Consider the following 15,399-nt stretch of genomic DNA (forward strand, 5'->3'; position numbering starts at 1 on the left):
GCCTGGTCGTAAATCGTACTTACCTTGATTGCTGCTGTTGACGCGCTCCTGAAAGACATCCGTAACAAACGGATAGCCCCCGTTTATCTGATTCATGGCGACGAACCCTTTTACCTCGACCGAATTGCCGAGGAGCTGGAGAAAGTGGCCGTACCCGTTGCTGAACGGGGATTTAACCAGTTCGTATTGTTCGGTAAAGATACCGATGCCGGGGCCGTGCTGAACTACGCCCGACGGTACCCGTTTATGGCCGAGCGGCAACTGGTGCTGGTGAAAGAAGCCCAGCAAATGAACGGCATTGGGGATAAATCGACGCAAACGCTTTTTGAGGATTACGCCCTGAATCCGCTTTCCAGCACGATTTTGATGCTTTGTTACGTCCGGGAAGATGGGAAACCCGCGCTGGATGAACGGAAGTCGTGGGTGAAAGCTTTCGGGGCAAAAGGTAAACTGCTGGGGGTCAAGAAGCTGTACGACAACAAAATACCGGACTGGGTAGGGGAGTACTGTCGCGAACAGGGGGTTAAAGTAAGCCCCAAAGCCTGCCAGCTCCTGGCCGACCATATTGGCAACGACCTGAAACGGCTGGCGGGTGAGATTGACAAAATCCTGATTAACCTGCACGTGGGCGAAGAGATTTCGGCCAGTACCGTGGAGCGGCTGGTGGGTATCAGCAAAGAATACAACGTGTTTGAATTGCAGAAGGCCCTGACCGACCGCAACGTGGTAAAGGCCAACCAGATTGTTGATTACTTCGGACGTAATGCCAAAGACAATCCACTGGTGGTTATTCTGGCGCAGCTGTTCAACTATTTCAGTAAGGTGGTGCTGGTGCAGGCTTCGAAAGACCAGACAGACAAGGGGCTGGCACCGTTGCTGGGTGTAAATCCCTTTTTTGTAAAGGATTACCTCTCCGCAGCCCGAACCTTTCCGCTGCCCAAAGTAGCCGCTATCATTCACGCCATCCGCCGGGCGGATGCGCAGAGTAAAGGAATCGACACTCCAACCATGACCGAAGCGGACATTTTGCGGGAACTGATCTTTGATATTCTGCACTGATTAGAGAGCAATCGGGTCAACGAATGCATTCTTCAAATGGCCTAAAAGGGTCTGATTTTTAGTGACTTTCGTGCCATTTCTGAAGTAAGATCCGGTTAGAAAGAGGACAGAAAAAAAGACCATTGACGTTTTTTAATGGACAACCTGCGCATTTTTAAGTTAATATTGCAACGTTGTTGCATAATGGAAATTTCCGATAAGTGGGTATAGCGACAGGGCTGAGAATGTAATGCGTAAATACGGGGTAGTGGGTTTACTGAGTTGGTTGGTGGTCAGCACCATGACGGCGGCATGGGCGCAGTCTGGACCCTGTATGGCCGTACTCAAAGGGCGTATTGTGGGGAAGGACTCCCGCGAACCGTTGCCCGGCTCAACGGCCTATATCCGTGAACTGGGGACCGGTGCAGTATTGGATACCAGCGGCTACTTTCGGTTGACGAACCTGTGTCCCGGAAAATACACCGTCGATTACCAGTTTGTTGGCTACAAAACCGTTACGCTGCCCGTTGTCATAACCCGGGACACACTAATTACCGTGCCGGTTATTCAACTGGCACCCGACAATCAGATGCTTCAGGAGGTGGTGGTAACCGAACACCGCTCCGAAGCCCAGCAACTGCTCCAGACCCAGAGTAGTCTGTCCGGGGCGGCCCTCGATCAAACCCGTGGACAATCGCTGGGGGAGAGTTTAAAAACGATAACCGGGCTGTATTCCATCCAGACCGGGCCTACTGTTTCCAAGCCGGTTATTCACGGGCTGTACAGCAACCGGATTATTATCCTGAACAACGGCATCCGGCAGGAAGACCAGCAGTGGGGTACCGAACACGCTCCGCAGGTAGATCAGTTTCTGGCTTCCCGGCTAACGGTTATCAAAGGGGCGGCCAGCATCCGGTACGGCTCCGATGCCATCGGGGGTGTTATTCTGGTTGAACCGAAAGAGATGCCCACTCAGTCGGGTGTACGGGGCGAAGCAAATCTGGTGGGCGCTACCAACGGGCGCATGGGGGTAGCATCGGGAATGCTGCAGGGAGCGTTCGGAAAAACGCTTCCCGGGCTTAGCTGGCGGTTGCAGGGCACCCTCAAACGGTCGGGCTTCGTTCGGACGCCAACGTATTTTCTGGCCAATACCAGCTACCACGAAACCAATTACTCCGGGGATATTCACTACCAGCTTAACAAGTGGGGCATCGAAGCGTTCTATAGTCAGTTCGACACAAAAATTGGCTTGTTTACCGGTGCGCAGGTGGGTAGTCTGGACGACCTCTACGCGGCCATCAGCCGGCCCGAGCCCCTATCCCAACCCGGATTTTCGTACGCTCTGGATCGCCCGTACCAGGCTGTAAGGCACAACTTGCTGAAAATACGGACCGATTACCACACCGCGAAAGGCGGGATACTAACGGCCACGGTTGCCCGCCAGCAAAACACCCGGCAGGAGTATGATTTCCTGTCGTTCAGTGGATTAACCAACCCCGAGTTGTCGCTCAAACTGGTAACCCATACGACCGATTTGGTGTGGGAACATCGGGATATTAAAACACCGGTCGGTGGTCATTGGTCGGGTAGCGTGGGGTTCAACGGGATTACGCAGGGGAACGTACGTCAGTACCTGTTTTTGATTCCCAACTTCCGCAGTTACGGGGCCGGGCTCTTTGCCATCGAGCGGTACGCCAGCGGGCGGGTGACACTGGAGGCCGGGTTGCGCTACGACTACCGCTGGCTGCGGGCTTATTTCCTCCGTGACGGCACGAACCAGCCCTATAATACGACCCACAACTGGCAAAATGCCAATGGCTCACTGGGAGCTGCCTATCAGCTACGGCCCGACCTAAGCCTGACCGCCAACCTCAGCACGGCCTGGCGGGCACCCAACGTGGCCGACTTGTACTCCAATGGGCTGCACCAGAGCGCAGTGGCGTACGAAATTGGTAACCCAGGGCTTAAACCGGAGCAGGCCTACAACAGTAACGCCGTACTGGCTTATTCGGGACATCGACTAAGTGGCGAGGTTGGCTTTTATAATAACCTCATCAACAATTACATCTACCTGAAACCCGATTCTGTGCCGATTATCCGGCAGCGGGGGGCCTTTCCGGCCTACACCTATACGCAGGTACGCGCCACCTTCCGGGGCATCGATGCTACCCTAAACTATAAGATTACCCCGCACCTAACGCTCGCGACCAAAAACTCCCTGCTGTTTGCCTACAACCAGACGGAGCAAAACTACCTCGTATTTATTCCGCCAAACCGCTCCGACAACAGCCTGCGCTATGACCTGAGCCAATGGGGTACGTTGTCGGACGTGTATATGTCGGTGAGCGGACTGTACGTGGCCCGGCAGAACCGCGCCCCCGCCGTTACCACCCGGCAGCAGGATGGGCAGGTTATTTTTACCGGTGATTTTGCCCCCCCGCCACCGGCTTACTTTCTGCTGGGTGCCGAAGTGGGCTTTACGGCCCGGATAGGAGCGCATCCGCTAAGCGTTATCCTGAGTGGGACCAACCTGGCCAACACCGCCTACCGCGATTACCTGAACCGGTTTCGCTATTATGCCGATGAGCCGGGCCGTAGCCTGATCCTGAAACTTCGACTACCGTTCTCGGTGGGTAAGCAAACATAAATCAATCAAACACAACCTGTTTTTACACCTTGAAATTTACGTATTATGAATCCAGTGAAAAAACAACTCCTGTGGCTGTCCTGTGTCCTGTTAGTAACAGCCAGTTGTAGTAAAGATGAGCAAAATGTGACCCCAACGGACGACAACGAGGCTATCACAACGGCAACACTGACACTAACCAACAAGGCTACCCCTACCGAACGTGTTACGGCTACCATCGAAAACCTGAATACAACCGCCGATTTCAGTAAAGCCACGTTGAATCTCAAAGCCAATACAACCTATACGGGAGTAATAACCCTGCTCGACAAAACAAAAACGCCCACGCTGGACGCTACGCAGGAAATTAGGGGAAAGGCCAATGAACACCTGTTCGTGTACACACCTACCCCCGCCAGTTTGCTAACCATTACCCCGATGGATAGGGATACCAACCCCGCCCCCGGTCCGTATCCAACCGGACTGGCCACGGAAATAAAAACCGGAGCGGCTGGCACGGGGAAACTGAAGGTCGTACTGCGTCATCAGCCAGGGTCAAAAAATGGAACCCCCACGCCCGGCACCTCCGACCTGGATACCGATTTTCCGGTAGTGGTCAATTAGGACAATGACCCTTGCGGACCGCAACGGGGGCGGGCAAACGTGGCTCCCGTTGCGGTCCCTGGATACGACAATGGGTGTCTGGCAACTCATAACCACTTGGCATAAAAGGCCAGGATATCGGCACGCATGGCTTCCGTTTCCTGGTGGCCGACATCATAAATTTTCAACTGCCAGGCGTTGGGCGCCCCCTCCTGCTTATAAACGGCTTTCAGGTTTTTATCAATTTTTTCCAGTCCAGGCAGGGGTGTCAGCGGATCGAGCCGACCGGCAAGTCCGAAGTGGGGGCGGGGTGAGATAAGGGCGTTTATGCCGGAGGTGGTAAAATGCGTCAGCAAGTCCGGCACGTAGTAATATATACCGTGCAGACCCAGCCCATTGGCCTTTATCAACTCTTGATAGTCCGTGAGGCAGCATAAATCGACGCATACTTTGATGCGCTCATCCAAAGCCGCCAGCCACCACGCCATAGTGCTTCCCATCGACATACCCATGGTGGCAATTCGCTTTTTATCAACCTCGGGCCGGGTTTCCAGGTAGTCCAGCGCCCGCAGGTTGTCGTATACCATCATCCCCCACAGAACCTGCCCATTCCACAGCATCTCTTTAAAGGTATCCACCTCTTTCCGGGACGATCGCTCCCCAAAACACCAGCTATCCAGGCACAACCCCGCATACCCCGCCCGAGCCAGCGCCAGGGCATACGGGGGTTTCTGCATTTCCTTTCGGCCCTGCACAAACTCTTCTTTACCTACTTCGTACTGACCAAAATGAGAGTGATTGAACAGTACAACCGGTAGTTTGCCGGTATGGTGTTTGGGACGGGTAAAATAGGCGGGTACCTTTTCCAGACCGTTAATATCCATCAGGAGCTTTTCAGTAATCAGTTCGTCGGTTTCCTGGGTAGAAACCACCACCACGTTCATGGGCCGGTGCCGGTCGGGGAGCTTACCCAGCAGGTTATATAATTCGCTGCGCTGTTTCTCTTTCTTCATTTGGGGCGTTGGAACAAGATCGGTTTTAACCCTATCGGCAGTTGAGGAAAAAACTAGGGGAAGGATACCCTCAACTGGTAAAGGCAGGAGGATGACAATGGGAACAATTACGTTGGATAGCCACCACTTGTGAACCATACTGATTTACGTTTTAATAGACGAAAGTGATTAGGTATACGGCCTGCGATACTTTCCTATGCAGGTCTGGCCAGTTCGGTATAAACCGCTACTTCTATGAAAACTACCCGTCGACATTTTTTGCAAAACTCGGCCCTGGCTGCTACCGGCGCCGGGCTCGTTACCTTACCCACGCTGGAAGCTATTGCCAGCCAGCGAAAAAAAACATCGGCCAATGATAAACTTCAGATTGGTCTGATTGGGGCCAATGGCATGGGTTGGTCGGACCTGCGTTCTCATTTGCTGATGAGCGATGTAGAGTGCGTAGCCTTGGCCGATGTGGATCAGAACGTGCTGGACAAACGGGCGGCCGATGTGCAGACCATGCAGCAGAACAAGCCTCAGCTCTATAAAGACTACCGGAAGCTGCTGGAAAATAAAGACATCGATGCCGTCATTATCGGAACCCCAGACCACTGGCACTGCATGGCCATGATCGACGCCGTATCAGCTGGCAAGCACGTCTACGTGGAAAAGCCATTAGCCAACAGCATTGAAGAGTGTAACCTGATGCTGGCAGCCGCCAAAAAATACAATAAAATTGTGCAGGTGGGCCAGTGGCAGCGCAGTGGTTCGCATTATGAAAAAGCGATTGAGTACATCCGGTCGGGTAAGCTGGGCAATATTCGTCTGGTGAAAGTGTGGGCCTATCAGGGCTGGATGAACCCCGTACCCGTGCGTCCCGATAGTGCACCACCGGCGGGTGTCGACTACAATATGTGGCTGGGACCCGCGCCAAAACGGGCCTTCAACCCCAACCGGTTTCACTTCAATTTCCGCTGGTTCTGGGATTATGCCGGTGGCCTGATGACCGACTGGGGTGTTCACGAAATAGACATTGCCCTCTATGCCATGAATGCCAAAGCCCCCAAATCCGTCATGGCTTCGGGGGGCAAACTGGCCTACCCGGACGATGCTTCCGAAACCCCCGACACCCTCCAGGCGGTGTATGAGTACGACGGCTTCAATATGCTCTGGGAACACGCCACGGGTATTGATGGCGGCAACTACGGCCGTACGGAAGGGATTGCCTTTATTGGCAACAACGCCACCCTGGTGCTCAACCGGGATGGCTGGTCGCTGGTACCGGAAACCGAAACCAAGAACGGCGTCAAGGTTTATAAGGTAGAAAACATCCCCAACCAGGCCCGCAACGGCGATTACCTGAACGAACACACGAAGAACTTTGTCAAGGCCATCCGGGCGAATGACCCCGGCATCCTGAAGTGTGGCATCGAAACGGGAAGCATTGCTGCTATCAACGCGCACATGGGCAACATTGCGTATAAGTTGGGACGAAAAGTGTATTGGGACCCAGCCACGAAGGGCTTCAAAAATGACGCACAGGCAAACGCCATGCTGAATGCGCACTACCATAATGGCTGGAAATTACCGGTGGTGTAAGGGGGTGTTTTTGGGCGGTCTACTCTGCTTCGATAAGCTCCTTACGTGCTTCAGCGACAAGCGTCCAGCTTATTTACAGTAGGGGACAGGGCAAGTTCGTGTTCATTACCCCAGTAGGGTGTGATCTTCGTAAAACAGGGAGACACCAGCATTAGGTAGCTCTGCAGGTGCGGAATCTTGCTTTGAGATTCCGCACCTGCGGAGCTAAACTGGTAGGCCCATGTCCAGCTACTACAAAGATTTCGCCCTTCCAGTGCTAATGGTTTATACTTGTCCTGAACTCTTTCATTGCCCTGATACCCTGCCCATACTACTACATGCGTTTCTTCCCGGATCAATTTTTCGCCTTTGCTGCATTGTTGCTTATCAATTTTTCGGCCCAGGCGCAGCAAACGGCGTTTAACTGGCAATCCGTGGCACCGGGTGTCTGGAAAGCGGTCGTTGGTAAAGCCGACGGCCCCACCCCGCTATCGGTAGCGGCTGTACAGCCCAAACTGGACGGACTTACGAAACTGGGGGCTGCTTCCTTTCCGGCATTACTGACAGGAAGCGTTCATCGCCAGGCCGACAACAAAACGTTTCTACGGTTTCCTCTGCAACGAGGGGAGCAGCTATTCGGCCTGGGTCTCAACTTCAACGCGGTACAGCAGCGGGGCACGATCAAAACCTTGCACGTCGACCATTATGGCGGCAAAGACAATGGCCGGACTCACGCCCCCGTTCCGTTCTACGTGTCCAGCCTGGGCTATGGTGTACTAATCAATTCGGCAAGGTACATCACCGTTTATGCCGGAACGGCGGTGCGGGCCGATGGGCCGGATATACCCCCCGAAATGAACCGCAATGCCGACCGTACCTGGAACGCCCAACCTTATTCCGATGCGGTCGATGTAGTTGTGCCCGCAGCCGGTACGGAGGTATATGTCTTTGCCGGACGCACGCCTATGGAAGTGATGCAGCGGTACAACCTGTATTGCGGAGGGGGCACCTTGCCGCCCAAGTGGGGGCTGGGTTTCACCCATCGGATGCCAACACTTTTTACGGACAGACAAATCCTGAACGAAGTAGCGGACTTCAAGACCAAAGGCTATCCCCTGAGTTTTGTGGGGCTGGAGCCCGGCTGGCAGTCGCATTCCTACCCCAACAGCTTCGTGTGGGACAGTACCCGGTATCCACAACCGGCCCGGTTTCTGGCGCAGCTAGCCCGTGAAAACATCCGGGCCAATTTGTGGATCAACCCCTACGTGTCGTCCCATTCCCCCATTTTTAAGGACGTTCTGCCTTACACCGGCTCGCACACGGTTTGGGTGGGCCGCGTGCCTGACTTTAACATGCCCCCCGCCCGCAAACTCTACAAAGACCTGTTTACCCGTCAGCACCTGGCTATCGGCGTGTCGGGTTACAAGGTAGATGAGGTGGATGGCTACGACCAGTGGCTGTGGCCCGATGTAGCTACGTTTCCCTCCGGCATAAGTGCTGAACAGATGCGGCAGCTGTACGGCCTGCAGTTTCAGAAGATGACCGCCGACTGGTTTCGGGAGCGCAACCAGCGGACGTACGGGCTGGTTCGGGGGTCCAATGCCGGGGCATCGGCCCTTCCCTACGTATTGTACAATGATTATTACGACCACCGCGATTTCATTACGGCCCTGTGCAGCAGCAGTTTCGCCGGGGTACTGTGGACACCCGAAGCCCGATCATCCAAAACGTCGGAAGAGTGGCTGCGCCGGATGCAGACGGTTTGTTTTTCGCCCATGGCCATGCTCAACGCCTGGGCCGACGGTACCAAACCCTGGACCTTCCCCGATGTGGCTGACGAAGTAAAAGCTGTCATGAACCTGCGGATGCAGCTGCTGCCCTACCTGTACACCACCTTTGCCCAATATCAATTTGAGGGGAAGCCACCCATTAGGGCCATGAACCTGGTCGATGGTTTTTCATCCAATGAGCAAACAACCGCCGGAACGCTCAACTCGACGGATAACCCGTATGCTCTGGCCGTACGGAAAGATATAAAGGATCAATTCATGGTGGGGGACTTCCTGTTGGTAGCGCCCCTGTTTGCCGGAGAAACAAGCCGGAAAGTAATCCTGCCCGCTGGCAAATGGTACGATTTTTACACGGGCAAATTAGCGGGCGAAGGCGAAGTGATCGACATAACACCCGGCCTGGCCAACATTCCGGTATTTGTGAAAGATGGTGGCCTTATTCCGCTGGTTCCGCCTACGCTTCACTCCCCCGAGGGCAATGAAAAAGTCCCCCTAACCGTTCGTCATTACGGAAAAATGGCGGGTGCCTGGAACCTCTACGACGATGATGGGATCACTTTCGACTATGAGCGGGGAAAGTATACCTGGACACAGCTTTCGGTAAACAGGAACAGCCAGGGTAAGTTGACAGGTAGCTGGGCACCACCCACTGATCCTGCGTTCCACTACAGCGGTATTTCCTGGGTTTTTATGACGCCCTGACTGGCCGAATTAACTGCTACCTCCCCAATATGATTGCTGTTCGCTGTTTACTGTACCTGCTTGCTTTTAAACCTGTTTAAACAGACTCATTCCCGCATCAGCCGGATTCGAAATACGGAACCCCACGCCCCATATAGAAAGAAAGACGTAGGATGTACGTGCGGATTAGTATGATTCCTTATTATCGTATAGTTTTGCTGTAGTAGCGTACAAATAAATTATATACGAGGGATGGAAACGGAAGTTCAACGGAAAATAATTCATGTCGACATGGATGCTTTCTATGCCTCCGTTGAGCAACGGGACGATCCCGCCCTGCGGGGAAAACCACTGGCAGTAGGGGGCTCCCGACAGCGGGGGGTAGTGGCAGCTGCCAGCTACGAAGCCCGGCAGTTTGGTGTTCATTCGGCTATGGCCTCGTCCATCGCTATCCGTAAGTGCCCCGATCTGATTTTTGTTAAACCACGTTTCGAGGTTTATAAGGCTGTTTCTGCGCAAATTCGGGCCGTTTTTGCCCGCCACACCGATTTGATTGAGCCGCTCTCGCTGGACGAAGCCTACCTGGACGTGACGGCTGGCAGTCACAATGGTTTGTCGGCAACCCGGATCGCACAGACGATAAAAGAGCAAATAAAAGAAGCAACCGGCCTTACGGCCTCGGCGGGTGTATCCTACAACAAGTTTCTGGCCAAGCTAGCCTCTGATTACAAAAAGCCCGACGGGTTGTACGTGATCAAACCGACCCAGGGGCCAGCCTTTGTGGAGGGCCTGAAGGTGGGGCAGTTTCACGGGGTTGGCCGGGTAACGGCGGCCCGCATGAATCAACTGGGCATTTTCACCGGACTGGATCTGCGGCAGCAGAGTGAACCCTTCCTGACCCGGCATTTTGGCAAAGTAGGGCATCATTATTACTCGATTGCCAGAGCCATCGATAACCGGCCTGTCACGCCCAACCGAATCCGAAAGTCAGTTGGCTCGGAAAACACGTTTGAACGGGACTTGACGGAGTTGTCTGAGTTAACCGAAGGGTTGAACCCCTTAATCAATGATGTGTGGGGCTATTGTGAGCGCACCGGTGTCCGGGGGCGCACGGTCAATCTTAAAGTGAAATACGACGATTTTCAGCAGATTACGCGGAGTAAAACCACGTTACAGGTTGTTCCGACGAAAATTGTTCTGGCGCACATGGCTACTGAACTGCTGTGCGCGCTGCTACCCACAGAGAAAGGGATTCGGCTACTGGGGGTATCCCTGTCAAGTTTACAAACGGGAGATGCGGTGGATGGCGGTCAGTTACGGCTTGATTTTTGATTGACCGGAGAGTGGATAATTCAACCGGCAAGGCAAAAGGCTGAATACCGTTAGCAAATTAGCGCTTAGGCTAAAAAAAATACCTGACAGACCATTTAAAAGGCTATCAGGTATCGTAATTGTAGCGGGGAGCAGGACGCAACCTCTTAATTTCTCCTTTTGCTATACAGTCTCCATATGCTATAAAAATGGCCAATTTAATAACCAGAAGCCGTTTTTTACTTGCAACTAATTAAATGTAGTTAGGGTTGATTAAAATAAATTAAGCTATTCCGTCCCCATTCCGTCCCCCGTTTGTATATTCGTGCATCAACTAATCAGTTTCATCCGATGGCACGAACAGCAGAAACCCCCATTTCCTTTGTACTCCGTGAACCCACTGCCAAGGCAGAAACGCCCATAGTGGGGCTTATTCGTTTCAATAATACCAGAGTGAAAATTAGCACTGGACATAAGGTCAAACCGGCTCACTGGAACGAAGAAAAAGGTAGGGTGAAGAATGTAGTCGATGCCACACACAAAGACCTTATAAATACGTTTCTGAATGATCTGGAAAAGTACACAGGTAATTTCCTGGCTGAATGGCGATCAGCACGTATTGCCATCACAAAGGAGACTATACAGGAAAAGATAGAATTGTTCCGCAACCCACCGCCGGCTGAGGCAGTACCGGCCAATGATACCTTGTTTGCATTCATTGATAACTTTATTAAAACCGCCCCTCAGCGGGTCAACATCGAAACAGGAAAGCCGATCAACCCCCGGACCATTCAGAAGTACAGCACCACCGTCAGAGTGCTGAGGGAGTTTGCCAGTACCTACAAACGCCCGATTGATTTCGATACAATAGACCTGGATTTCTACGGCGATTTCACGGCGTGGCTGACGAAGGGAAGGAAAGATCATTTACTATCCGTCAACGCAGTAGGCAAGTACGTACAAACGCTGAAAGTGTTCCTCAACGAAGCAACGGCTAAAGGCATAAATACAAAGCTGGATTATAAGAGTAGCCGGTTTAAGGTGCTGAAGGAAGATGCCGATAGCATCTATCTGACAGAGCCAGAACTACAACGGCTGTACGCACTGGATTTGTCCAAACAGCCCCGGTTAGAGCGCGTCAGAGACCTTTTTCTAGTCGGATGCTATACCGGGCTTCGTTTCTCCGATTTCACCACTATACGGCCCGAATACATCAAAGACGGTATGATACGGATGGAGCAGTTTAAAACTCAGGGAAAAGTGGTTATACCCTGCCACCCGATAGTAACGGCCTTGCTGGATAAGTACAACGGCCAACTTCCCAAAAGCATCAGTAATCAGAAGTCGAATGACTACCTGAAAGAGATTTGTAAACAGGCAGAACTGAACAGCAATGAAGGAAAAGCAATTACAAAAGGCGGTGTTCGGGTTATCCGCTCACTGGAAAAGTGGCAGATGGTTAGTACCCATACTGGGCGCAGGTCCTTTGCTACCAATATGTATTTGTTAGGTGTACCATCCATTACCATTATGCGTATTACTGGCCACAAGACAGAGAAAGCGTTTATGAGGTATATCAAGCTAGATGAGGAGCAACACGCCAAGATAATTGCCCTACACTGGCAGAAGCAGTTACAGGGTACACCGTTCACGATTGCCAGTTAAAAACACAAAAGCCCGCTACGGTCTGGAACACCATAACGGGCTAACCCTAATATATCAATATGGAAACTAATAATGATCCTGAACAGTTCGAGCCAGGTCTTGAATGGATGAATGATGCTGATGAAATCAGTAGAAGGTTGACCCCAGATGCAAAGCTGTTCGCACAGATGTATCCCCAACGCTATGTAAAATTACAGGAGACAAATCAATGGATGCTGCTCAACGACCCGTTGTTTTATATCGCTGAGATAGAAAAGTATTTAGAATCCCTACCTACTTTTATAGAGGAGGCACAAAGGGGCCCAGAGTCCGCAAAACTCAGAAAACTGGAGGTAATTAAAGGTAGCATAACTTATACACTGATTCCTAGTACACCCATACACCCAATAATTAGAGCATACATCAACGAGCATGAGCGCGAATTGAACGACTATCTTCTGCAAGTATTGAGCCTGAAACAACAACTTACGGATAAAGCCGTATCCCCTCCTCCAGTAAACGTTCTATCTGCAAGGGAACGAGCTCTAATACATTGCTATAAAGACTTGCCTTCTGTAAAGAAAGGAGAGCCAATGTATAATGACTACATAGATTTTGCCACCCCTAAAAAACGAATCGCCTACTGTAACGACTCCAAAAGGAAAGCGGACCTTCTTATAAAATCCATTGAACGAATATTACCTAGCCTAACAGATTTAGAAAAGAAACAGGCTGAAAGTGAGATTAGAACAATAGAGGCTAAATTTAGTAGCTAGTTGCAACCGGTTGCTCACTTTCCACCCGGTTAACCTTTGCTACCGTCAATCACAAAAAACGACGGTAGCTATGAGTAATCCATTTGAGCCGATCAACGCCCGGCTTACGAACTTAGAAGCGTTGACTCTGGAAACCCTGCAATTACTACGCAGTGGCAAAAATCTGGCTGCATCCCCAGGAGCCGACGACCCCCTTACACCGGACGAAGCTGCAACACTATTTCGGACATCTAAAGTCTCACTGTGGTCGTGGGAAAAAAAAGGGATCATCAAGGGCTACCACCTCGGCAACAAGAAATATTTTTTGAAAAATGAGTTGATGGCGGCGCTTACGAAAAGAGGAGGTGTTGTCAGCCATGAGTAAGCCAACTCAAACCCCATCCGCTTTAGCGATTCTTAACGCTATGGCCGACCAGAGGAAGGCCGAAAAACACCCAAATGTTCCGTACCGGGTCAAATCGAAGTATTCCGACAAAGCGGCCAACGACCTGACTACCTGCATCGTGGATTACCTGACTTTATGCGGCCACTTCGCCACCCGCTTGCAATCAACTGGAACGTATCGGGACGACATTAAGAAATGGGTTCCAAGTCAGCAGAAAGCTGGTTTGCCAGACACGGTCGCCATCGTGGATTCTTATGTACTGTTCTGCGAGGTAAAAATTGGGAACGACAGGGTCTCAGAAGTCCAAAAAGCGACAATAGAAAGCCTTCTCTTATCGGGTGCATACGTCTTTATAGCAAAAGATTTTCAGTCTTTCTACGACTGGTTTACGGCCTTGCAACCTCAGCTTCACCGAGCCGAATCGCTCCCATTTCAACCATGATTTACACCAAAAAAACGGTAGCTGTGAGGGCTACCGCCCCATCACTAATACTCTTTAACGACAATGCAAGATACTCAAAATCAGCCTTCTGCGCAAGGCGTAGCGAATGGCGAATTGCCAAAAATGTTTATTGCCAGTGATGGACATATATGGATACGCGACGATTTTGACCTAACGGTTTGGCGAAACTACAGGGCTGATGCCGACATCTTTTCTGATACAGAATACAAAGTAGCTACCAGTTCACAAGCATTACTTTCGTACCAAAAAACAAGACCAACTATCTCCGAAGAAACTGCTTCGCAAAAAGCAGATTCGTCTCAATCTGAAGGTAGTAAGGCCGATGACGACTTACACGAGGTCAGTATTGATGGATTTAACCCAGACGATTTCCGGCAGGAACTGCCCAATGAGGAGCAAGCAGACGACCAGTCGGAACCCGAGCAGCCCCAAAGAGAGACGGGCATGTTTCGGATTCGTACCGCTAATGACGTCTTGTTACAGGCAGCATCCCAACCCGACCCGATAGAGTTGTTTTCACCTCTGGTTGTTGAAGGTGAGTTGACAATGCTTTTCGCTGACACTGGAATTGGAAAAACCACCTTCGGAGTACAGATGGCCATAGAAATGGCAGCCACCCGGAATGTTCTTTACGTAGACCTTGAACTCAGCGACAAACAATTTGAAAAAAGGTTCAAGGATAAAAATGGGCAACACTTTCGGTTCCCAGACCGCTTTTTTCGGGCTGATTTTACCCCTCAATTCAGATCACCAAAAGGCGTGTCGTATGAACAATATTTTAACGAAAGTTTAGAACAAGCCATTGAGATAACGCAAGCTGAGGTAGTGTTAATTGACAACATGACGCGGATAGCCGCAGGCGATACCGATACGGCAAAGGCCACGATTCCCATTATGGACAATCTGACCCGGCTAAAGTTAAACCGGAGTATCACATTCGTCATCTTTGAGCATAACAAGAAAGTCGATTCAACGCGCCCCATCAGCTTAAACGATCTCCAAGGGTCGAAAATGAAATCGAATTTCGCTGATGCGGTGTTTTCAATTGGCCGGAGCCAGACGGATAAAGACTTGCGATACATAAAGCAACTCAAGGTGAGGAGTGCCGAACTAATTTATGATACTGAGAACGTAAGGACGTATCAAATAACCACTGATGGCGGGTTTCTTCACTTCGAGCCGATAGGATACGGTAATGAACACGATTTTATTAAAGTCTCCGAGGGGGGGTCGAAGGGGGATGTACTACAAGAGAGATACGATAGGATACAAGAAGCCCGGAAAAAGGGACTTCAAGGGCAAGGACTGAGCGATTATTTAAGCTGGACGAAACCGTACATATCCACAATTGAGAAGCGTTGGAGAGAAAAGTACGACACATCAACTGATAGTTAGGCAGAGTTAACAAACTACTTAACTATCCCGTAAAAAGGTAGCAGTGAAAAGTTAGTTAGTTAAGTTTTCCCTAGGGAATTGTAAACTAACTAACTCGAAAATCCCCCACAACCA

At 51.2% G+C, this 15,399-nt stretch carries 12 protein-coding genes; 11 read left to right on the forward strand and 1 reads right to left on the reverse strand.

Going from position 1 to position 15,399, the window contains the following annotated elements; translation table 11 throughout:
• The first annotated feature begins 24 nt into the window (after nucleotides 1-24).
• The 3 genes from holA to B156_RS0116420 all read left to right on the forward strand — a co-directional run bounded on the left by holA (nucleotide 25) and on the right by B156_RS0116420 (nucleotide 4,288).
• On the forward strand, nucleotides 25-1,059 hold the full coding sequence (holA, locus tag B156_RS0116405; RefSeq protein WP_018620848.1) for a DNA polymerase III subunit delta: 1,035 nt from the start codon (nucleotides 25-27) through the stop codon (nucleotides 1,057-1,059).
• Between the two features lie 313 nt (nucleotides 1,060-1,372).
• Entirely contained in the window at nucleotides 1,373-3,685 is a 2,313-nt protein-coding gene (locus B156_RS0116415; RefSeq protein WP_245563759.1) for a TonB-dependent receptor, read from the forward strand.
• A gap of 45 nt (nucleotides 3,686-3,730) precedes the next feature.
• Nucleotides 3,731-4,288, forward strand: a complete 558-nt coding sequence (locus tag B156_RS0116420; protein ID WP_018620851.1) for a hypothetical protein — start codon at nucleotides 3,731-3,733, stop codon at nucleotides 4,286-4,288.
• An 86-nt stretch (nucleotides 4,289-4,374) separates the two neighbouring features.
• Here the strand turns inward: B156_RS0116420 and B156_RS0116425 are convergent, their stop codons facing one another.
• On the reverse strand, nucleotides 4,375-5,418 hold the full coding sequence (locus tag B156_RS0116425; RefSeq protein ID WP_018620852.1) for a dienelactone hydrolase family protein: 1,044 nt from the start codon (nucleotides 5,416-5,418) through the stop codon (nucleotides 4,375-4,377).
• Nucleotides 5,419-5,514: 96 nt separating this feature from the next.
• Here B156_RS0116425 and B156_RS0116430 point away from each other — a divergent pair, with 96 nt between their 5' ends.
• The 8 genes from B156_RS0116430 to B156_RS0116465 all read left to right on the forward strand — a co-directional run bounded on the left by B156_RS0116430 (nucleotide 5,515) and on the right by B156_RS0116465 (nucleotide 15,285).
• A complete protein-coding gene (locus B156_RS0116430) occupies nucleotides 5,515-6,861 on the forward strand; it encodes a Gfo/Idh/MocA family protein (RefSeq protein WP_018620853.1) in 1,347 nt (448 codons plus the stop codon).
• A 317-nt stretch (nucleotides 6,862-7,178) separates the two neighbouring features.
• Nucleotides 7,179-9,332 (forward strand): glycoside hydrolase family 31 protein, encoded by a 2,154-nt coding sequence (locus tag B156_RS0116435; protein WP_018620854.1) that lies wholly within the window; start codon nucleotides 7,179-7,181, stop codon nucleotides 9,330-9,332.
• Nucleotides 9,333-9,563: 231 nt separating this feature from the next.
• Nucleotides 9,564-10,643, forward strand: a complete 1,080-nt coding sequence (gene dinB, locus B156_RS0116440) for a DNA polymerase IV (protein ID WP_018620855.1) — start codon at nucleotides 9,564-9,566, stop codon at nucleotides 10,641-10,643.
• A gap of 330 nt (nucleotides 10,644-10,973) precedes the next feature.
• Nucleotides 10,974-12,287, forward strand: a complete 1,314-nt coding sequence (locus B156_RS0116445; RefSeq protein ID WP_018620856.1) for a site-specific integrase — start codon at nucleotides 10,974-10,976, stop codon at nucleotides 12,285-12,287.
• A 59-nt stretch (nucleotides 12,288-12,346) separates the two neighbouring features.
• On the forward strand, nucleotides 12,347-13,042 hold the full coding sequence (locus tag B156_RS0116450) for a hypothetical protein (RefSeq protein ID WP_018620857.1): 696 nt from the start codon (nucleotides 12,347-12,349) through the stop codon (nucleotides 13,040-13,042).
• 70 nt (nucleotides 13,043-13,112) lie between these two features.
• Entirely contained in the window at nucleotides 13,113-13,406 is a 294-nt protein-coding gene (locus B156_RS0116455) for a helix-turn-helix domain-containing protein (RefSeq protein ID WP_018620858.1), read from the forward strand.
• Nucleotides 13,399-13,869: a VRR-NUC domain-containing protein gene (locus B156_RS0116460; RefSeq protein ID WP_157627075.1), complete on the forward strand. Its 471-nt coding sequence runs from the start codon at nucleotides 13,399-13,401 to the stop codon at nucleotides 13,867-13,869. Before B156_RS0116455 ends, B156_RS0116460 begins: the two co-directional genes overlap by 8 nt.
• A gap of 63 nt (nucleotides 13,870-13,932) precedes the next feature.
• A complete protein-coding gene (locus B156_RS0116465; protein ID WP_018620860.1) occupies nucleotides 13,933-15,285 on the forward strand; it encodes an AAA family ATPase in 1,353 nt (450 codons plus the stop codon).
• Nucleotides 15,286-15,399: the final 114 nt, after the last annotated feature.

Source organism: Spirosoma luteum DSM 19990, assembly GCF_000374065.1.
GTDB classification, from domain to species: domain Bacteria; phylum Bacteroidota; class Bacteroidia; order Cytophagales; family Spirosomataceae; genus Spirosoma; species Spirosoma luteum.

Coding starts and splice junctions, on each gene's coding strand:
- B156_RS0116450 (WP_018620857.1), top strand. CDS start 12,347: ATGGAAACTAATAATGATCCTGAACAGTTCGAGCCAGGTCTTGAATGG.
- B156_RS0116460 (WP_157627075.1), top strand. CDS start 13,399: ATGAGTAAGCCAACTCAAACCCCATCCGCTTTAGCGATTCTTAACGCT.
- B156_RS0116430 (WP_018620853.1), top strand. CDS start 5,515: ATGAAAACTACCCGTCGACATTTTTTGCAAAACTCGGCCCTGGCTGCT.
- dinB (WP_018620855.1), top strand. CDS start 9,564: ATGGAAACGGAAGTTCAACGGAAAATAATTCATGTCGACATGGATGCT.
- B156_RS0116425 (WP_018620852.1), bottom strand. CDS start 5,418: ATGGTTCACAAGTGGTGGCTATCCAACGTAATTGTTCCCATTGTCATC.
- B156_RS0116435 (WP_018620854.1), top strand. CDS start 7,179: ATGCGTTTCTTCCCGGATCAATTTTTCGCCTTTGCTGCATTGTTGCTT.
- B156_RS0116415 (WP_245563759.1), top strand. CDS start 1,373: ATGGCCGTACTCAAAGGGCGTATTGTGGGGAAGGACTCCCGCGAACCG.
- B156_RS0116465 (WP_018620860.1), top strand. CDS start 13,933: ATGCAAGATACTCAAAATCAGCCTTCTGCGCAAGGCGTAGCGAATGGC.
- B156_RS0116455 (WP_018620858.1), top strand. CDS start 13,113: ATGAGTAATCCATTTGAGCCGATCAACGCCCGGCTTACGAACTTAGAA.
- B156_RS0116445 (WP_018620856.1), top strand. CDS start 10,974: ATGGCACGAACAGCAGAAACCCCCATTTCCTTTGTACTCCGTGAACCC.
- B156_RS0116420 (WP_018620851.1), top strand. CDS start 3,731: ATGAATCCAGTGAAAAAACAACTCCTGTGGCTGTCCTGTGTCCTGTTA.